This window comes from Kitasatospora sp. NPDC059599 (genome assembly GCF_042735125.1).
Lineage (GTDB): Bacteria > Actinomycetota > Actinomycetes > Streptomycetales > Streptomycetaceae > Kitasatospora.
The window spans coordinates 97,195-115,919 of record NZ_JBHWCL010000004.1; the positions used below are offsets into that span (position 1 = coordinate 97,195).

Here is an 18,725-nt window from a genome sequence, read left to right on the forward strand (position 1 = left end):
GGGAAACACGCCGTGCGCGGCGCCCGTGACCGGCATCACGTTGAACCTACGGCCGAACACCGTCGTAAGGCTTCGCGTGGAAAAGAGCACTGTCATCACGGCCCTCAGGAAACCGTTCGGGCTGATCGGCCGGTCCCGCCGGAACAAGCCGGGCATGTATCAGGACGCCTCGGGCGGGAGCAAGACGACCGGACGCACGGCTGCCGACCGGTCCGACGCAGAGGCACCGTCGGGCGCTGCCATGGCGCGCCTGACCCGGATCCGGCACGGCCTCATCGGTGACGGCGACGTGCTGCCGGGCCCCTACGGGCCGCGGCGCATCACCTACGCCGACTACACGGCCTCCGGGCGTTCGCTGGACTTCATCGAGGACTGGCTCCGTGCGGCAGTCCTCCCCCGGTACGCCAACACCCACACGGAGAGCTCCGCCACCGGTCTGCAGACATCCAGCCTGCGCGAGGAGGCCCGCGAGCTCATCCACCGCGCGGTCGGCGGCACCGACGACCACGTCGTGCTCTTCTGCGGCTCGGGAACCACGGCCGCGGTGAACAAACTCGTCGGCCTTCTGGAACTGCAGAGCCCGGTCGGGCCGGCCGAACAGCACAGCCAGGCGCACGCCATGGCAGCGGAGCAGCGGCCGGTCGTCTTCGTCGGCCCCTACGAACATCACTCGAACGAACTGCCCTGGCGGGAATCGATCGCCGATGTCGTGGTCATCACGATGGATTCGGACGGCCGGATCGACGAGGACGATCTGTGTACCCAACTCGCCCGCTACGCGGACCGGCCACTACGCATCGGCAGCTTCTCGGCAGCCTCCAACGTGACCGGCATCCTCACCGACACCGACCGCATCGCCTCCCTGTTGCACGCTCACGGAGCCCTGTCCTTCTGGGACTTCGCGACGGCGGGGCCATACCTGCCGATCCGTGTCACCGAGTCGGCACCGGGCCGCATCGATCACAAGGACGCCGTCTTCCTGTCACCCCACAAGTTCGTCGGAGGCCCGCAGTCCCCGGGAGTGCTCATCGTTCGGCGGAGCCTGGTCCGCAATCGGGTACCCACCATGCCGGGCGGCGGCACCGTGGCCTTCGTGGATCCCCGGCATCAGTACTACCTCGACGACGTGGTCGCCCGGGAAGAAGGCGGCACGCCGGCCATCGTCGAGTCGATCCGCGCCAGCCTCGCCTTCGGGGTCAAGGAGATGGTCGGCACCGAGCTGATCCACGCCAGGGAGGAGCGATCCTGGAACGCGGTCCTGGCCCGCTGGCAGAACAACCCGAACATCGTCATCCTCGGTGCCACCCACGTGCCGCGCCTGCCGATCGTCTCGTTCCTGATCCGACACGGCGACCGCTACCTCCACCACAACTTCGTGGTCGCGCTCCTCAACGATCTGTTCGGCATCCAGGCCCGCGGCGGCTGCTCCTGCGCCGGCCCGTACGGGCACCGTCTGCTGGGGATCGACGACGACCATTCGGCGGCGCTGCGCGACGAGATCGTCACACAAGGCCACGAAGGCATCAAGCCCGGCTGGACGCGAGTCAGCTTTCCGTACTTCATGTCCGACACCGTCCGGGACTTCATCGTCGACGCGGTCGACTTCATAGCCACGGACGGTCATCGCCTGCTCGCCGACTACCGCTTCACTCCGGACGCCGGCCTCTGGCGCCACGAGGGCGGCCCGGCGGAAGCCCCGCTGAGCCTGGCCGACTTCCGCTTCCACACCCTGGACGGCCCCGACCGGAACCGCGCCGACAGACCGGCCCGCCACGGCGAGAAGTCCCTGGCGGGCTACCTCGCCCACGCACGCCGCCTCGTCGCCGACCGCCCCGGAGGCATGGCCGAAGGCCACCTCGACCTTCCCGAAGGCTTCGAGGCCCTCCGTCACTTCCCCATCGCCGAGGCCTGCTTGCAGCCACACCCCGACGCCACGGAAGCCCGCTGAACCAGCGGGTGGGCCCGTTCGCGCACCGGACATCGCCGAAGGCCGGACGAGGCGACCGCGCGAGGCCGGGCCGAACCGATCGACGCCGCCCGCCCTGGACCAACCTTCGGTGATCGCATCCCAAAACGCTCCGGAATCGCCGGAGCAACCGGGGCGCAATTCAGGGCCCATCTCGTCCGCTCCGTACAACGCCCGATGCCGCCTCGTGGCACTCAATCCGTGAGAGCCCCGTGAGAGGTGCGCGAGCCGCTGTGAGTTGTCCCGCCGCGGCTCGGTTGTGAGCGGATGCCGACGACCCGACCATTGCCGGCCCGACCCGACCGGTCCTCGACAGCCTGCGGAGCAGTCTCCACCACCTGCGCCGCTTACTTCACCACTGCTGGACGCCGGCACAACCCACCCTCCGCCGAACCATGGCGCACGGCCCCGCCCCGCAAAAAGGCCGTTCCCCGCATCGCTGCGGGGAACGGCCTTCCGGTCTGCATGAACATAGCGCCGACCGGGGCAACAGGATCTGAATCCACGCCCCCCCTGACCCCGATTCACCCTGTGATCTCGCCCGCCGAAGAGGCGGACATTTTTTCGACCACGAGTCGCAGAGCCAGGAATCCTGCCTCAGTGATCCGCATATTCGCCTCCTCGCGATCGTCCTACCGGTAACTTCTCCCGGTAATTTCCAGGATACTCCTCAATACGGGAATTCGAGCCCGCCGTGCACATGAGTTGATATGTGAAAATTCCCTCGCGTGACGTTTGAGCAGCAAATCCACCCGAGAGATTTCCTGCGCCTCACCTCACAGTCGCAGGATCCATCCTGGCCGAGGTGCCGCAAGAGGGTGAGGGCCGGCGTCGTGCGGGGACAGGGAAGTGTCGGTGAGTCGCACGCCGATCCACGTGGAGGCCAGGCGAGGAAGCCGGCCGACGGAGAGGACCGCTGCGGGCAAACCGGGGTGCCCGTGGCGGAGTTCGAGACGAAGGTCGACCAACGGCAACCCGCCGACCGCCCCTGCTCACCCCGAAATCCGGGGCTGCGGCCGGAGTACGGTGGAGGAGTGCATCGTCCACGGTCTGCGGCCTACTGCCGTGCCCTGGCGGCAGCTCGAGGCCGTCCGCAAACGAGCCCAAGGCAGGCGAGGCCTCCGCCGCCGAGTGACTGGTGACAGCGGCGTACGACCCGGCCGACACGCGCACCGGCACCGACCGCCTGACGGCCGCGGGCACGCCGACCGCAGACCCGCGGGCAGGCGGACGACGCCGTTCACCGAAGGACACACCACCGACGATCGCCGGCCCCGACCCTGGCCGGCCCCCGCCGCCCGCGGCCGGTCCGGCTACTCGCGTGACCACTCGGTCTCGGCCTGGGGCTCGCCGATCGTGTGCCGTCCCTCCCGGACCCGGACCCTGATCGCCCGCGGCCAGGAGCGGGCCTGGAGAGCGTACGGACGAACGCGTCCCGCAGGTCGATGCCCGGGTCGGCCCGAGCTGTCTGCAGGTCGCCCGGCCCAGGAGCCGGGTCAAGAAGGCGCCGGCGATCGGCACCGACGGCGTACTGCCGGCCGAGGACGAGGCGGCGATCTTCGCCCACTACGAGCCGGACTACGCGCCGGGCGCGGGCGGTGAACGCCGCCTGACCCGCCGATAGGACCCTCGCAAACCGAAGGAGACCGAAGATGGCACTGGTGCTGTTCCTGATCATCCTGGCGATCGTGCTCGGCATCGTCGGCGTGGCCACCCACGGCCTGATCTATCTGCTGTTCATCGGCATCGCCGTACTGATCATCGCCATGGTCATTTCCGCCGTCCGGCTCCGGCGCGGCGGCCGCTCCTCCAACCGCTGAGACCCGCCGGAAGTCTGCCGATCAGTACGGGGAACCGCTTCGCAGCAGGTGCCTGCGACGCGCCGAGTCGGGGCCGCCGGTCCTGGACCCGGCCCGGACCTCGCCTGGACCGTCCTGGACCTGTCCTGGACCGGGTACCGGCGAACTGCCCTGCACGAAGGCACCAGGCCGGCCGGCACCCGTGTCCGGACAGGGCGAGGGACGCACGACCCTCCGCTCCGAGCACGAGGCAGCCCGGCGTGCGCCTTGATCCGACGGGGGACGCCATGCGTAACACTGTGTGCCGTGTCGGATACGAGTAGGGGTGGCAAGGACGGCGCGCAGGGGGGCGGCGCGTCGAGCCCCGACGCCCTGCTGTCGGCGCTCGACGCGGAGCAGCTCGGGGTGTTGCGCCGGGTGGGGCTCGAGTGGGGTCGGGTCGCCGGGGATCCGCGGGCATGGCGGCGTGCGCTGCCGGTGGATCCGGATCTCGGTCGTTATCCCGCTCCTTCGGAGATCCTGCCGGTCCGCCTCGGCCGTTTCGTACGGGTCGCCGCGGTTGGCGGACGACCGCCGGCGGTCGAGGCGACCAGCGAGGACACGCGGACTTCTCGGCTCGGCCGGGTCGGTTCCAGGGTCCGACACGTGGTGCTCGGGGCGCCGCTGAGGAGCACCGCGATCGCGCACGAGCGGATGCGCAAGCTGGTGGCGTTGCCGGTGCTCTCCGCCGACGCGCTCTCCTCGGTCGCGTACGGGCCCGAGGCGATGCTGGCCGTCCTCGTCCTCGCTGGTGCCGCCGGGTTGCGGTACTCGGTGCCGATCGCCGTGACGATCGTGTTCCTGATGCTCGCGGTCGGGGTGTCGTACCGTCAGACGATCCGCGCCTATCCGCACGGCGGTGGTTCGTACATCGTCGCCACCGCCAACCTGGGCCGCCTTCCCGGGCTGACGGCCGCTGCCGGTCTGGTGACCGACTACATCCTCACGGTCGCGGTCTCGATCGCCTCCGGGATGGCGGCGGTCACGTCCGCGGTCCCCTCGCTCGAACCCGACATCGTGCCGATCGGCGTCGTCGTGATCGCCGTGCTGCTCGCCGGCAACCTGCGCGGTGTGCGGCAGGCGGGTGCGCTGTTCGCCGCACCGACGTACGCCTTCGTCCTCGCGGTCCTCGTACTCGTCGCCGTGGGTCTGTCCGATGCGGCCGGCCACGGTTTCCACCCGACGGCGACACCACAACCGACCGCGACCGAGGGCATCAGCCTGCTCCTGGTCCTGCGTGCCTTCGCCTCCGGCTCGACGGCGATGACGGGCATCGAGGCGATCTCCAACGCGGTGCCCGCCTTCCAGCCGACCGAGTGGCGCAACGCCCGCACGACACTGACCTGGATGATCGGCCTGCTCGTCACACTGTTCGCGGGCACGATCGCACTCGTCCACCTCGACGGCGTCGTGCCCCGTGCGAACGAGACGGTGCTGTCACAGCTCGCCCATCGCACCTTCGGCTCGGGTTTCCTCTACGTCTTCACCCAGGCCGCCACCGCCGCGGTCCTGCTCCTCGCCGCCAACACCGCCTACAACGACTTCCCCCGCGTCCTGTACCTGCTGGCGCGCGACCACCAGGCACCGAGGATCTTCCTGAGGCTGGGCGACCGCCTCGCCTTCAGCAACGGGATCATCCTGCTCTCCGTCGCGGCGGCGGCGATCTACACGGCGTTCGGCGGCAAAACCGGCCCCCTGATCCCGCTCTATGCCGTCGGTGTCTTCCTCGCCTTCACACTGTCGCAGGCCGGCATGGTCGTGCACTGGTGGCGCCTGCGCGACCGCCACTGGCGCAAGAGCCTGGCCTTCAACGCCACCGGCGCCGTGCTCTCTGCGATCGTCTTCGTCACCGCCGGCATCACGAAGTTCACCGAGGGCGCCTGGTTCGCCGTGCTCATGGTGGGACTGTTCATCCTGGTGACGACACGGATCCGGCACCACTACGACACGGTCGGCGCGGCGATCGCCCTGCATCCCCATGCCGTCGAAGTCCCCAGCCGCACCATCACACCGCCGAGTTCGGGGGACGGCGCAACACGAGCCACCGCACGGACACCGGGCACCGCCCCCGGGGCGCCGCCCGGGACCACGGCCGATGCGGAGAGCGAGGAGACTCCCGAGGAGATCCACCCCCTGTCGATCGTGCCGATCGCCTCACTGAACCTGGCCGGCATGCGAGCGCTGGCCTACGCCGCCTCGCTCCAGCAGCCCGTCCTCGCGCTCCACATCAGCCCCAGCGCGGACGAGGCCCAACGCTTCCGCGAGTACTGGAACCTGTGGGGCGACCACCTGCCGTTGAAGATCGTCCTCTCCCCCTATCGCGCGATCGTCGCACCGCTGGTGAACTACATCGAGTCGCTGCACCACCAGCGCCCGGACCTCACCCTGACCGTCATCCTCCCGGAGATCGTCGTCCGGCACTGGCGCCACCGCCTCCTGCACAACCGGCTCGCGGCCAGGCTGAGGAGAGCGCTGCGCCCCCTGCCGAAGGTCGTCGTCACGACCGTCCCGTTCCACGTGTAGGACCGCGGCGGCACCGAGCAACCCGACGTGTCCGACCGCGCGCAGCGGCCCGTCCGTTTCGTCGGGCCACCGGGACGGTTCCTCGTCCGCCCTGGAAAAGCCGACCCGCGGCAAGGGCGGGCGCAACGGATGGTTGACCCCGAGCCGACCAGGGCACGGAGGTGGACATCAGGGCCCTTGGGCGGGCATGACAGGGCTCCGATGGTGGACCCGGTTGCAAAGCCGGACAATCAGGTCATGGCAGGCCTTGAGGCGAACCCCGGAACAGTGCACCTGGCCCGTGGGGCGGGATACGTCAGCCCCGGCGTTGCGCTCGGCGAGTCGGTCGGGGGCATCATTCGCATCGACGAGCACGGATGGGTGCACGTTACTCAGAAGGACGGATCTCGGGTGTCGTTCCCGCCGCATGCCGTGGAACGCATCAACTGGGACGAGCACGCTTAGAACGAGGCTCCGAGCCTCGCCGTGGGCAGAGCACGGCCGCCCCGCCGCCCGCGGAGGCACCCGTGCCGTGCCAGTGAGCACGCCGCGGGACGCATCGTTCGGCCACGGCCGGCGGCCCGCCCCCGCGAGCCGGCAGTGCGCCCCGGTGGTCGGGCCTGCCGGGGCGGGGCCGGGTCGTCGTGAGGCGAAGTCGCCTGCCACGACGCGCACCCCACAACGATGCTCCCGGTCGCGCGGGACGGCAGAGATCCAGGCGCGCGCCACTGCGCGGCGGAATATTCGTCCGGCCGATTTCCCTACGTTGTGGGGTAGCCGATCTCGGCGATGTCCTCGGCAAGGTCCGCTGGGGTCAGCTCGGCGTTGAGGGCACGGACCACGTCATCGGTGAGTGGCCGCAGAGCACAGATGTGCCGGACGGTATCCAGGTCGACTGGTATCTCGTAGTAGTCGATGGCAAAGCTCGCGTACGCCTCCGGAGATCGGTCGGCGAGGAGCCGGAACAACCAGTCGGCCCCGTCGGGATCGACATGGCCCTCCGGGAAGTCGATCTCTCCCGTCTGCCAACTCTCGTCAGTCGTCCTACGCCACAGGCAGGCCGTCACCGTCGGAACGCCGTCGTCGCTGAACGCGGGTTCCTCGACGCACGACCGGAACTCTTCCGGAACAGAGTCCACCACGCCCTGCCACACTCCCTCCCCGGCATAGGGGCTCATCGGCGACTCGTGGTCAAAGCCCCGGATGTACACACCGGCCGGCGCGAAGACGATCGAGTACTCATCACCCGAACCGTTGCGCATCGAGGCCATCTCCTCCGTCGGCGACCACCGGGCGTCGAAGGAGTAGTAGCGCGAGGACCAATCGGGACTGAGGATCGCATCCAGCATCGCCAAAGCCCGGCAGTGGTCCCGCAGGACGTCGGGATCGGGCAGGGAACGGGCGACATCGTTGACGGTCATGCCGACCATCCAAGCGGACCCCGGTGACAACCCGCACGGTCGCCGCCAAGCCGCCGCACAAGGGACGTCGGCAGAACCACCAAGACAGCAGCCCTATCCCGGGTAGCGGCGCTCTTCGAGGCGTTGACACGTCTCAGGCGGCGGCTGCGCCCAGGTAGAGGGCAGCAAGACGGGGAAGGCGACGGTGCATCTCGTCAGCGTCGTCGAAGTCGAAGTCCTCACCCATGTCGAACTCCAGCGCCATGCCCAGGTCCTGCCCCGCCCGATGGCGCTTCCACGCCTCGTGAAAGGCATCAGCGTCACCCGTCAGACGCTCGAACGCGTGGCCGGCCGCGTAGTTCACGTCCTCGTCAAAGATCACGTAGTCGAAGCCCCGGGCCGCGGCCTCGATCACTGCGGGGTGGTCCGCCAGATCATCCGGGCGAGCGGCTACCAGCTCGTACCAGTCCCGCCCGAGGGCGATCAGGCCGGCTCGGAAGTCCATGAAACTGTCGTCCGAGCAACCTCCCCCGATGAGATAGGCAGCGGCCCACACGTCCCAGCGGTACACGGCCCCGTGCACCTCGTCGAATCGCTCCTGATAGCCGAGGATCTCCTCCTGCGAGAGCCCCGCCAGCCGGTCCACCAATGCCTCGGCGAACGCTTTACCATGCGAGCCGCTGCTTTCGGCCCGCGTTACCCCGACCACATTCCAGAACCCGTCGATGTCCATGACCATCCACCCTTGCAGCAGGCTCCGACAATTGAGACCTGCCGTGTCCCGAATGACCCCCAACGCACTGCAGCGAGCCCTCACCCTGCCCGGCGACCCCGTACTGCACCCCCTCCCGCGCCAGGCCACCGTCCTCCTCGGAGAGTTGCACGCCCCCCAGGCTCGCGGCCCATCTCCGGGCCGTCCACGACTCGCCCACCGACTGGCTGACTGGGCCGAACAGCACCACCCTCAGCTGGACTTCAACCGGCACGTTCGCCCTCTTCGGCGCCGCCACCCACGACATCGGGAAGGTCCTGCACCCCGCGGAGCTTTCCTGGCCCGGCTCCGCACACGAGGGGGCCGGCCACGACCTGCTGATCGCCCGGGGAGTCACCGAGGAGCTCGCCCGTTTCGCCCGCAGCCACGCATCGTGGAACACCCCCGGCGTCAGCACCGACGACCTGCTGGTCAGCCTGGCCGACAAGGTCTGGAAGGCAAGCACGTCACTGATCTCGAACAACTACTGATCGAGCGCCTCTCCGAAGCCGGCCACCAGCGACCGTGGGAGGCGTTCGGGGCACTCGACGATGTTCCCGACCACATCGCGCAGGATGCCGAACGCAGGCTGGCGTTCCCGGCTGAGCACCCAGTCGCTCCGGGCATCGGACGAGCGCCCGAGGCACTGCCGCATGCCGCACACCTGCCACCCCTCAGCCGGCCTGGTTGGGGAACTCGGCCCCCGCCTCCGGCGACCGGCAGGGCCCCTACGGTCCGGGCTCTTCACGCTTCGTCAGACGCCCGCGGCCCGGCCGGGGTTTGCCAGAAGAACGCGGAAGGAGGCTCGGTCCGTCGGCAGTCCGGCGCTGCGCAACCATGTGATCTTGCTGCCGATGCTGCCCCGACAGTTGTCCTTGGCCGCGATGGCGCTGACGAGTCGGCGCGGAGCGTCGGTGAGGGCCGCCTCGCCGGCGTTGCCGTCGGGGAAGGCACGCAGCAGGAGCGGCCCACAGTCGCGTTCGACGGTGAAGTCGTTGGCCATTGGCATCAAGGCCAGTGCGGCGTCGAGGACTTCTTCCAGCGTGGTGGTGCGGGCGAGCAACGCCCGAAGGAGGGCGAAGCGGAACCAGCCGTCGAATTGGGGCAGGGGTTCAGCGTCGCACCAGTGGTCGGCGGTGTGCGGGTCCGACAGTGCCTCCAGAAGGACGGCGGTGGGGCGCGGGTCCTCAGCGGGGAGCGGGGCGAGGGCGGCACAGGCACGGATCGCCGAGTCCGGGTCGGTGAGCAGATCGCCGGTGTCCTGCGCCCAGGCGACGAGGGCCAGAACAGCCGCAGCACGCTCCCACCGGTCCCCGCTTGTGGTGAGAACGCGTGAAACGAATGTGAGAGGCGGTCCCCGGCGTACGGCGAAGGCCGCTTCCTCGCGAACGAGAAAACGGCCTCTGACCTGCGACAATGGGATGAACCCTTGTCGGGACGACAGGATTTGAACCTGCGACCCCTTGACCCCCAGTCAAGTGCGCTACCAAGCTGCGCCACGTCCCGTGGTCTCGGCGCCTGCAGCGAGGGCCTGGGGGGCTCTGCTGTGGGCTTCTCGACCTTGCCTCCGGTTGTCCCGGCGACGTGGAAAACAATACAGCACGTCGGGGGGTGCTCGCTGCCAGGTTCGGGGGTGGGGTGGCCCGGGGGTCAGGGGGTCGGGTGGCGGGCGTCGTAGGCGAGGAAGGCGGGGCGGCGGGCGGCGAGGAGGAGGACGGCTGCGACGCAGGCGAGGCCGCCGCTGATCACGGAGGTGGCGGGGTTGGTGAGGGCGGCGACGGTGCCGGACTCGAAGTCGCCGAGGCGGGGGCCGCCGGCGACGACGACGATGAAGATCCCTTGGAGGCGGCCGCGCATCTCGTCCGGGGCGGCGACCTGCATCATCGTGTTGCGGAAGATCATGCTGACGGTGTCGGCGCAGCCGGCGACCGCGAGCAGGACGAGGCCGAGCCAGAGGTTGTGGAGGGTGCCGAAGGCGGCGATGGCCAGGCCCCAGGCGACGACGGCGGCGAGGACGGCCGCGCCTTGGCGGTGCACGCGGCCGACCCAGCCGGAGAAGAGCGCGCCGATCAGGGCGCCCACGGCCGGGGCGGAGACCAGGAGGCCGACTGTGCCGGCGTCGCCGCCGTAGAAGGTGACCGCGATGGCGGGGAAGAGGGCGCGGGGCATGCCGAAGACCATCGCGGCCAGGTCGGCGAGGAAGCTGGTGCGCAGGTTGGGCTGGTCGCGGAGGAAGCGGAGGCCGTCGAGGACGGAGGCGCGGCCCTTGCGCTCGCCGAGGGGGCGCATGGCGGGCAGGCGCCACATCGCGTAGAGGGTGCCGGTGAAGGCGACGGTGTCGAGCAGGTAGGCGGCTTGGGCCCCGTAGGCGCCGATGAGGACGCCGCCGAGCATCGGGCCGACGGTGAGGCCGAGGTTCATGCTGACGGTGTTCAGGGCGTTCGCGGCCGGGAGCTGGTGGGAGGGCACCAGCCGGGGGATCATCGCGGAGCGGGCGGGTGAGCTGAGGGCGAAGAAGCCCGCCTGGGCGGCGACGGCGGCGTACAGGACGGCGACCAGGCCGAGACCGGCGAACGCCTGGGCGGCGAGGACGGCGGAGACGACCGCCAAGCCGGCCGAGCCGATGAGGCCGAGTCGGCGCCGGTCGACGGTGTCGGCGATCGCACCGCCGTACAGGCCGAAGGCGACCAGTGGGACGAGGGAGAAGATGCCGACCAGACCGGTCGCGAAGGCGGAGCCGGTCAGGTCGTAGACCTGGATGGAGACGGCGACGGCCGTCATCTGCTGGCCGATGGAGGAGACTGCCTGGCCGAGCCAGACCCGGCGGTAGTCGACGTTGTCGCGGAGCGGGCTGAGGTCGGCGAACGCCCGCCGGTACCACGGCGCGGCGGTGGCCACCGGGTCCGTCGGCAGGAGGCCGGCGGCCACGGCGTCGGACACCGCGGCACCGGCGGCCGCAGCGCCGCCGGTGGGGGGTGCGTCGACCGGATCAGGCCCGGGCGCGGCAGCGGGCGGCACTGCGACGGGCGGCACTGCGGCGGGCGGCTCGGCGGCCGGGGGCGTGTCCGCCGACACGGCGGGGGCGGAATGTTGATCGTTCGACATGGTTCCCCATACTCCGCCCCGCGCCCGGCCGTCCCGCACCGGGGCCCGCCCTCGGACCGCCCTCGGCCCGGCACCACGCCCACCGCGACCACGGACCCGGGCCCTGCGCCGCCGCCGGCCCGGGCAGCGTCGGTTACCGGTTGAGCACCTGCTTCTCCCCTGCCTCCACCGCGAAGTCCAGCCGGTTGCCCGGCGGCGGGAACGGGCAGATGAAGTGGTCCGAGAAGGCGCACGGCGGCAGGTAGGCCCGGTTGAGGTCGAGGACCGTACGGCCGTCGGCGTCCGGCGCCGGCAGCGTGATGAAGCGGAAGCGGTAGGTGTCGATGCCGCTGCCCGCGTCCGCGATCACTCCGGTGAGTCGCTTGCCCGACCGGCTGACGGTCAGCGTGCGGTGCTCCCCGGCCACGGTGAAGGCGATCTGCCCGGTGACGGCGAGCGGGCGCTCCTTGCCGTCGGCGTTGGGGACCACGACCGACCCGGTCTCGTCGTCGAACGGGGTGAAGACCGCGGTTACGGCCCACTCGGGCGCGTACGGGTAGGCACTGATGCCCGCGAAGGCGGCCCGACGCTGTGATGCCGGGTCGAAGACCCGCAGGGCGAGTTCGCCTTCGCGCTCGATCGGGACGAGCAGCAGGTCGCCCCGGGTCGCGGTGTCCGCGGCCGGGTCGCTGTCCGGGCGCAGCAGCACCTCGCCGTCCACCGGTCCGTCCGCGCCCGCGACGGTGATGCCGTCGTCGGACGTCGCCCTGACCCGGACGCCCTCGCCGTCGGCCCACCAGTGCCCGGGCAGGCCGGGGATCTCGGCGGGCCCGGGCTCCAGCCAGTGCGTGCCGGTGAGTGCGAGCTGGCCGTGCGGCGCGCTCACGGACGCCGCCCGGCCGTCGCTCCAGTGCTTCCAGTCCTCCGCGGCCGTCGCCGTCATCGGTCCACCCTCCCGGTCGGTCCGCGGACGGCCCGTGGTTCGGGCCGCCCTTCTCGGTCATTCACAACGCTGCCCGCACGGACGGATCATTCCCGCCGGCCCGAAGCCGCCGAAACCGCAACGCGGCGGCAACGAGGCCGACACATCGCTCGACACGGGGGCAGACACTGCGGAACACGTACCGCGGAATCCGCGCCGCCGAACCCGCACCAAGGATCGCGCGACGGGGGTCGCACGACGCGGATCCCACGACGGGCATCCCACGACGCCTACTCGGCGGGTCGCCTCAACGGCCGGAACAGCCCCTCCTGCACGACGGACACCACCAGTTGCCCGTTCCGGTCGAAGATCTGCCCGCGCGCCAGGCCGCGCGCGCCGTGCGCGATCGGGGACTCCTGCTGGTAGAGCAGCCAGTCGTCCGTCCGGAACGGCTGGTGGAACCACATCGCGTGGTCCAGCGAGGCCATGTCGAAATGCCGCTCCCCCCACAGCGGCTCGACGGGGGCGCGGACGGCGTCCAGCAGCGTCATGTCGCTGGCGTAGGTGAGGGCGCAGACGTGGATCAGCGGGTCGTCCGGCAGCGGGCCGTCGGTGCGCAGCCACACGCCGCTGCGCGCCTCGACGCCTTCCAGTTCCTCCTTGGTCCAGCGCAGCCGGTCGACGTACCGGACGTCGAAGGGCTGGCGCCGGCTGATGAAGGGGGGCAGTTCACCGAGCCGGGAGCCGACCTCTTCGAGGGCGCTGGGCAGGTCCTCGGGGGCGGCGACCTGCGGCATCGGGTGCTGGTGCTCGATGCCGCCCTCCTCGGGTCTGTGGAAGTCGGCCGTGAGCGCGAAGATCGACCGGCCGCCCTGGATGCCGAGCACCCGGCGGGTGGTGAAGGAGCGGCCGTCCCGGATCCGGTCGACCTGGTAGACGATCGGCACGCCGGGCACCCCGGGGCGCAGGAAGTAGGCGTGCAGCGAGTGGACGGGGCGCGCGTCGTCCACCGTGCGGCCCGCCGCCACCAGCGCCTGCCCGGCGACCTGGCCGCCGAACGTCCGCTGCAGCGCTTCCTCGGGGCTGCGCCCGCGGAAGATGTTCAGTTCGATCTGCTCCAGGTCGAGCAGATCGACGAGGTCGTCGACGGGGGTACCCATGAGCACGCTTCCTCTCCGGACTCCGGCCCTGCGGACGCGGACTCCGATCGAATTCTCCAGCTCACTCGAATTCTCCGGCGACCCGGGTCATTCCCGCTCACCGTGCCCGAGCCACCAGTTCACTCGAACGAGTAAACGAGTCGACGAACGGATGACGGAAACAACCGGGCCGACGGCACGACGAGAACGACGCGCCCGGGCCGTCCCGTCCCGGCACCCCCGCCTACGCCCCCAGTCCCGACTCCCGCACGGTGATGTTGAGCCGGCCCACCAGCCCCAGCTCCGGCGCCGCCGTCCCCGGGAGCGTGCGCACCACCCCGTGGTACGCGAACCGGGCCGGGCCGCCGAACACCAGCAGGTCCCCGCTGTGCAGCTCCACGTCGGTCCACGGCCGGGTCTTGGTCTCGGTGTTCCCGAGCCTGAAGACGCAGCGGTCGCCGAGCGAGAGGGAGACGACGGGGGCATCCGTGCGCTCGTCACGGTCCTGGTGCAGGCCCATCCTGGCGCCGTGCGGGTAGTGGTTGACGATCGCGGTGTCCGGCCCGTAGGACGTGGCGCCCGCGACCTCGGGCCGCGCGTCGCCGTACGCCTCCGTGACGGCCCGGCGGGCGAGGCTGCCCAGCTCGGGTGGGAACGGCTTGACGGGCGCGCCGTCCTCGGCGACCCGCCGGTACCCGTACGGGTACCAGTGCCACCCGAGGCTCACCATGCGGACGGACATCATCCCCCCGGTGGGCATCCGCACCGTGTGCAGGCCGGCCGGCGGGCGGGCCCATTCCCGGCAGGCGGCGATCAGGCGCAGCTGCGCGTCGAGGTCCAGCCAGCCGGGGAGCAGGACGGCCCCGGGGGCGGGTTCGAAACGCCCGCGCGCCCCGGGCCCGGAACCCGCCGGATCACCGGGGGTCCCGGGGGTCCCGGCCGCCCGCGGGGCACCGGCCGCCCCGGGCAGGTCACCGAACAGCTCGCCCTGGATCACCCCACCATCCTCCCGCACCGGCCCTACCCGGTCCCAGCCCCGGTCCCGGTCCCGGTCTCAGTGCCGGCCCCCGTACCGGTCCCGGTGCCGGTGCCGACGTCGTGCCCCGGGTCGGTACCGACCCCGATCAGTCCCAGGTCCCGGGCGCAGGACGGCCAGGCCCCCCACCCCTGCCGCCGGACGATCTCCTCGCCGACGGTCGTCTGCTCCCGTCGGCCGGTGTGGTCGGGCCGGTCCGCGAAGCGCAGGCCGCCGGCCTCCGCCCAGGTGGAGGGCCGGATCTGCAGGCCACCGTAGTAGCCGTTGCCGGTGTCCGCCTGCCAGTCGCCGCCGCTCTCGCAATCGGCGAGCCCGTCCCACACCGGGTCCGCGACCCGGACGGTGGCACCCGCCCGGCCGCCGCCCGCGGCGACGGCCAGCACCAGCACCACGGCGGCACCGGCTCGGGCCACGGCCCAGCCCGTACGTCCCTCACACGAATGCGGCATGACAGCCGACCCTAGGCACACCACGCACCACCCGCCACGACACGCCGACGGCCGCTCCTCCACCCGGCGGATGACCCGCGCGGGGGAGGAGCGGCCGTGGAAGCCGAAGCCGGTGGGGAGCCCGGGCGGCCGGTGTCAGCCGCTCGGGAGGCCCGGGGAGCGAAGCTTCGAAGCCTCCGCCGTGAAGCCTCAGCGCTTCGAAGCCTCAGGACCTCGGATGCTCAGCACCTCAGATGCTCAGGGCCTGACCCGGGAAGATCAGGTCCGGGTTGCCACCGATGACCTTGGCGTTGTTCTTGTACAGGTCGTGCCAGTCCACGCCCTGCGCGGCGGCGATGGAGCTCAGGGTGTCACCGGACTTGACGGTGTAGTTGCCCTTGGCCGGCTTGGCGTCGTTCGAGCCGGTCCACGCCTTGGCGTTGTTGTCGGCCTTCGGGGCGGCCTTCGGGGCCTGCGCCGGCTTGGCGGCGGCCGTCGGCGCGGCGGCGGCCTTGGGGGCGGCGTCAGCCTTCGGGGCCTGCGCCGGCTTGGCGGCCGGAGTGGCGGGCTTGGCAGCCGGGGCGGCCGGCTTGGCGGCGGCCGAGGTGTCGACGGCAGCCGGGGCGCCGCCCTTGGTCAGGCCGGCCTTGACGGAGCAGACGGGCCAGGCGCCGGGGCCCTGCGAGGCGAGGACCTTCTCGGCGACGGCGATCTGCTGCGCCTTGGTGGCCTGGTTGGCCTGCGAGGCGTACGCGGTGCCGCCGTAGGCCGCCCAGGTGCTGGAGGTGAACTGCAGACCGCCGTAGAAACCGTTGCCGGTGTTGATGGCCCAGTTGCCGCCGCTCTCGCACTGGGCGACGGCGTCCCAGGTGGAGACGGAGGCGGCGGAGGCCGAGGTGGCCGTGACGAGGCCGGCCACCGGCAGGGCCGCGACAGCGGCGCCCGCCACGACAGCCATCCGGACGCGGTTGCGCTTGGTGGCGGTGGAGGTGGTGGCAGCGGCGGTCTCGTTACGGAAGGTCATGAGGTTCCTCTCGACAGCCCCGGGCGGACATGCGGAACCAGACCCCGCCAGGGGTCGCGTTCGCTTGCCGCGTCCGTCGGACGGCCGTGCACGTGTCGGACGTGCCGCTGCCGCCCCGGCCACCCAGCCGCTCGCCGACGACCTGTTCGAGCGGTCGCGTCGGCGGGCACCTGCCACGCCCGGCGGACCGGGGGGCCGTGCGTCGGGGGTGAGCCCGGGTGGCGCTCGTTGCGCCGACCAAGAAGCTACGAGCCGATCGGTGGGGATTTCAAAACTTGAACGGTCTCCCCAGCTCAGCCAAGGGTTACCGGCGGTAAGACCCATACATTTATGACCGAAATGTCAGGTTTGGCCGTTGATTCCCAGACCAAACATCGCCGCCGCGTGACCCACCTCACCGTTTCATTCCGGCAGTCCCGTCACCGACATCGACAGATTGCGACCACGAGAACACGCGGCGCGGTCGGATCCGAGGCAATTCCCGTCAGCCTCGACGGGCACCCGTGACGCCTGACACAAGGGCCCGTTGGGCATGTCGACCTCCCCGTGTCCGCCCCCGAAGCCCCATCCGCATCCATCCGAGGAGACCCTGTGCCGCGCATGCTCGACGTCAGCGACGAGGTCCGGTCCGAGATCGGCGACGACGAGGCCGACCGCCTACTGGGCGGCGACCGCGCCCCCGACAGCTACGAGTGCACCTCCTGCCGAACCCCCGGCGACACCCACGTGGAACCCACCAGCACCGTGCTGTTCGTCGGCAACGAGACCGCCGTGCTCGCCTTCGCCCACGCCCGCTGCATCCCCTCCCAGGTCGTACCGGTCTCCGAGGAGCAGCTGGCCGGCGCCGTCCGCAGCATCAGCCAGGCCGGGCCCGACGCCCCGGAACTCGCCGTCCCCACGCCGAACGCCCCCTTCGCACCGACCCCCCCGGTGCCCGGCCCGGGCCTCCCCGCCGAAGCCGTGCCCCAGGCGCCCGCCCCCGGCCAGGCCGCCATCCTCGGCATCACCTGCGGGCTCGTCCTGCACGGCAAGGTCGGTCACGCCTCGCTGGTGGTCGAGCCCACCGGCCCGGTCGGCCGCCCCGGCAGCACTTCCGGCGAGGACGAGTTCCTCGACCTCCTCCAGGACGCCGGCTTCCAGCCCGTCACCGACCTGGACGAGACCCCGGAGCAACTCCCCGGCTGGTCGGTCCTGGTCGCGATGGGCAAGCTGCACGCGATCCTGCAGCCCGCCGCAGCCGGTGGCAGCACCGGCTGGTGGCAGGCGCACCAGCCGCTCCAGGTCACCGATGCCTGGCGGATGGCGGCGAGCCAGCTCTCCGAGGTGACCATGTACGCCGTCCCGGCCGGCATGGTCGGCCGCCAGCCCCGCGAGGACCTGCTGCGCCTGGCGCTGGAGCGGGCGGTGGCGCTGGGCCAGGTGGTCGCCGCCTCCCTCCCGCTCGCCGGCACCTGATCCGCCCCGCCCCGTACGCACCGGACGGCGGCCCCTCCCTCCACTTCTCGGGCCGTCTCCGGCGCGGACTCGCACCGCACGGGTGCTCGGCATGAGGCCCGCTCATGGGCACCACGCATGAGGCCCGCTCATGGGCGCAGAGGCCCGGCCCCCATGAGCGCCGCTCTTGACCGCCCCGCCATGAGTCCCGCTCATGCCCTCCCCATGAGGCCGGCTCATGAGACGTGACGCACGATCCCCCATGAGCGCCGCTCATGTGCGCCACCCATGAGCCCCACGCATGCCCCGCCCCGCCCCCGCCCCCGCATGAGCGCCCCGCATCCCCCGCCCCCTCTCGCTCGTTGGCCCTACGTGTACAGCTACGACGTCTCCGCGTCCCCCGGCCGCTCCGCCACCGCCCCCCGCTCGATCCCCGGCATGCGCCCGTCGTACGACGCCGAACACCCGCACTCCGCCACGCCGATCTACGACGAGCTGTACTCCGAGTACCGACGCCTCTTCCGCGCGCTGCCCGGCGACCGCTCGGGCGAGGAGGACCTCGTGTTCACCGGCTTCGCGGTGCGCGACGGCTATCCCCTGCTCGGTGAGCAGCGCCCGTACCCGACGTCCCAGCAGCAGGCCTTCCACGCCCTCACGGGCCAGGTCCCGGGCCTCCCCCAGTTCGTGGCCGCCCAGCCGCACGGCGCCGGCTCGACCTCCGGTCACCACGGTCACCACAGCACCTATGGCACCCACGCCGGCCACGGCGGCAGCCACGCCACCGCCCACCAACACGGCCAGCACGGTCACCACAGCACCCACCACAACGCCCACGGAAACGGCAACGGCACCCGCGTCGGGCCCCACCCCGAACCCGCCGCCCCCGCCGACGACAGCCTGGGCCACGCCGCACCGCCCCCTCCCTCCACCACCCCGTCCGCGGCCCAACCCGCCACCGGCGCGGCCCAGTTCACCAACGGCCAGGGGTGGGTCGCCGCCGGCTACCTCGGCCAGCTCCCGCACCCGGTGTCCGTACCCGCGCCCGCACCGCCCGCGCCGCCCGCCCCTTCCCCGGTGATGGGTACGGCCACCGGGCTCGCCACCGCCCCGTCCACCGGTGGCCGCCACCGCCAGATGCTCTCCCTCCCCCCGGGCCGCAACGGCGACCGCCACTGACACCGGCCCCGCCCGCCCCTCCGTC

Annotated in this window: 16 protein-coding genes and 1 tRNA gene; 6 read left to right on the forward strand and 11 right to left on the reverse strand. The window is 71.5% G+C overall.

The annotated features are described in order from the left end of the window. Nucleotides 1–25: 25 nt before the first annotated feature. The 4 genes from ACFV04_RS02595 to ACFV04_RS02610 all read left to right on the forward strand — a co-directional run bounded on the left by ACFV04_RS02595 (nt 26) and on the right by ACFV04_RS02610 (nt 6,771). The gene (locus ACFV04_RS02595) at nt 26–1,948 is read left to right on the forward strand and encodes an aminotransferase class V-fold PLP-dependent enzyme (protein WP_380526316.1); all 1,923 of its coding nucleotides are present in this window, start codon (nt 26–28) and stop codon (nt 1,946–1,948) included. A 1,670-nt stretch (nt 1,949–3,618) separates the two neighbouring features. Continuing rightward, the gene (locus ACFV04_RS02600) at nt 3,619–3,786 is read left to right on the forward strand and encodes a hypothetical protein (RefSeq protein ID WP_380336182.1); all 168 of its coding nucleotides are present in this window, start codon (nt 3,619–3,621) and stop codon (nt 3,784–3,786) included. Between the two features lie 672 nt (nt 3,787–4,458). Further along, complete coding sequence (locus tag ACFV04_RS02605) at nt 4,459–6,327, forward strand: APC family permease (RefSeq protein WP_380526351.1); 1,869 nt, start codon at nt 4,459–4,461, stop codon at nt 6,325–6,327. Between the two features lie 237 nt (nt 6,328–6,564). Further along, nucleotides 6,565–6,771, forward strand: a complete 207-nt coding sequence (locus ACFV04_RS02610) for a hypothetical protein (protein WP_380336179.1) — start codon at nt 6,565–6,567, stop codon at nt 6,769–6,771. Between the two features lie 296 nt (nt 6,772–7,067). Here ACFV04_RS02610 and ACFV04_RS02615 read toward each other — a convergent pair whose 3' ends face one another. From ACFV04_RS02615 to ACFV04_RS02665, 11 genes are all read right to left on the reverse strand, one after another. After that, nucleotides 7,068–7,727 (reverse strand): hypothetical protein, encoded by a 660-nt coding sequence (locus tag ACFV04_RS02615; RefSeq protein WP_380526318.1) that lies wholly within the window; start codon nt 7,725–7,727, stop codon nt 7,068–7,070. Between the two features lie 133 nt (nt 7,728–7,860). After that, on the reverse strand, nt 7,861–8,439 hold the full coding sequence (locus ACFV04_RS02620) for a DUF4240 domain-containing protein (protein ID WP_380526320.1): 579 nt from the start codon (nt 8,437–8,439) through the stop codon (nt 7,861–7,863). Nucleotides 8,440–8,941: 502 nt separating this feature from the next. Then, nucleotides 8,942–9,112: a hypothetical protein gene (locus tag ACFV04_RS02625; protein ID WP_380526322.1), complete on the reverse strand. Its 171-nt coding sequence runs from the start codon at nt 9,110–9,112 to the stop codon at nt 8,942–8,944. A 99-nt stretch (nt 9,113–9,211) separates the two neighbouring features. Next, the gene (locus ACFV04_RS02630) at nt 9,212–9,874 is read right to left on the reverse strand and encodes a hypothetical protein (protein WP_380526323.1); all 663 of its coding nucleotides are present in this window, start codon (nt 9,872–9,874) and stop codon (nt 9,212–9,214) included. A gap of 15 nt (nt 9,875–9,889) precedes the next feature. Further along, nucleotides 9,890–9,963: transfer RNA gene (locus ACFV04_RS02635), tRNA-Pro, on the reverse strand. Between the two features lie 144 nt (nt 9,964–10,107). Then, nucleotides 10,108–11,562 (reverse strand): MFS transporter, encoded by a 1,455-nt coding sequence (locus ACFV04_RS02640; protein ID WP_380526324.1) that lies wholly within the window; start codon nt 11,560–11,562, stop codon nt 10,108–10,110. Between the two features lie 133 nt (nt 11,563–11,695). Then, on the reverse strand, nt 11,696–12,484 hold the full coding sequence (locus tag ACFV04_RS02645; protein WP_380526326.1) for a DUF1684 domain-containing protein: 789 nt from the start codon (nt 12,482–12,484) through the stop codon (nt 11,696–11,698). 269 nt (nt 12,485–12,753) lie between these two features. After that, nucleotides 12,754–13,623, reverse strand: coding sequence for an acyl-CoA thioesterase (locus tag ACFV04_RS02650; protein ID WP_380336104.1), 870 nt, complete (start codon nt 13,621–13,623; stop codon nt 12,754–12,756). A 223-nt stretch (nt 13,624–13,846) separates the two neighbouring features. Beyond that, nucleotides 13,847–14,458 (reverse strand): alpha-ketoglutarate-dependent dioxygenase AlkB, encoded by a 612-nt coding sequence (locus ACFV04_RS02655; RefSeq protein ID WP_380526353.1) that lies wholly within the window; start codon nt 14,456–14,458, stop codon nt 13,847–13,849. A gap of 164 nt (nt 14,459–14,622) precedes the next feature. Continuing rightward, nucleotides 14,623–15,051 carry a transglycosylase family protein gene (locus ACFV04_RS02660; RefSeq protein WP_380526328.1) on the reverse strand — a complete coding sequence of 143 codons (429 nt, stop codon included), beginning with the start codon at nt 15,049–15,051 and terminating at the stop codon, nt 14,623–14,625. A gap of 265 nt (nt 15,052–15,316) precedes the next feature. Beyond that, nucleotides 15,317–16,090: a transglycosylase family protein gene (locus tag ACFV04_RS02665; protein ID WP_380526329.1), complete on the reverse strand. Its 774-nt coding sequence runs from the start codon at nt 16,088–16,090 to the stop codon at nt 15,317–15,319. A gap of 591 nt (nt 16,091–16,681) precedes the next feature. Here ACFV04_RS02665 and ACFV04_RS02670 point away from each other — a divergent pair. Together ACFV04_RS02670 and ACFV04_RS02675 are read left to right on the forward strand one after the other, a co-directional pair. Next, nucleotides 16,682–17,545 (forward strand): hypothetical protein, encoded by an 864-nt coding sequence (locus tag ACFV04_RS02670; protein ID WP_380526331.1) that lies wholly within the window; start codon nt 16,682–16,684, stop codon nt 17,543–17,545. Nucleotides 17,546–17,896: 351 nt separating this feature from the next. Continuing rightward, the gene (locus ACFV04_RS02675) at nt 17,897–18,700 is read left to right on the forward strand and encodes a hypothetical protein (protein ID WP_380526332.1); all 804 of its coding nucleotides are present in this window, start codon (nt 17,897–17,899) and stop codon (nt 18,698–18,700) included. Nucleotides 18,701–18,725: the final 25 nt, after the last annotated feature.

Bases quoted from the DNA above. Each gene is read 5' to 3' on its own strand.
- ACFV04_RS02600 (WP_380336182.1), top strand. From the start codon at position 3,619: ATGGCACTGGTGCTGTTCCTGATCATCCTGGCGATCGTGCTCGGCATC.
- ACFV04_RS02605 (WP_380526351.1), top strand. From the start codon at position 4,459: ATGCGCAAGCTGGTGGCGTTGCCGGTGCTCTCCGCCGACGCGCTCTCC.
- ACFV04_RS02610 (WP_380336179.1), top strand. From the start codon at position 6,565: ATGGCAGGCCTTGAGGCGAACCCCGGAACAGTGCACCTGGCCCGTGGG.
- ACFV04_RS02615 (WP_380526318.1), bottom strand. From the start codon at position 7,727: ATGACCGTCAACGATGTCGCCCGTTCCCTGCCCGATCCCGACGTCCTG.
- ACFV04_RS02620 (WP_380526320.1), bottom strand. From the start codon at position 8,439: ATGGACATCGACGGGTTCTGGAATGTGGTCGGGGTAACGCGGGCCGAA.
- ACFV04_RS02625 (WP_380526322.1), bottom strand. From the start codon at position 9,112: ATGCGGCAGTGCCTCGGGCGCTCGTCCGATGCCCGGAGCGACTGGGTG.
- ACFV04_RS02640 (WP_380526324.1), bottom strand. From the start codon at position 11,562: ATGTCGAACGATCAACATTCCGCCCCCGCCGTGTCGGCGGACACGCCC.
- ACFV04_RS02645 (WP_380526326.1), bottom strand. From the start codon at position 12,484: ATGACGGCGACGGCCGCGGAGGACTGGAAGCACTGGAGCGACGGCCGG.
- ACFV04_RS02650 (WP_380336104.1), bottom strand. From the start codon at position 13,623: ATGGGTACCCCCGTCGACGACCTCGTCGATCTGCTCGACCTGGAGCAG.
- ACFV04_RS02665 (WP_380526329.1), bottom strand. From the start codon at position 16,090: ATGACCTTCCGTAACGAGACCGCCGCTGCCACCACCTCCACCGCCACC.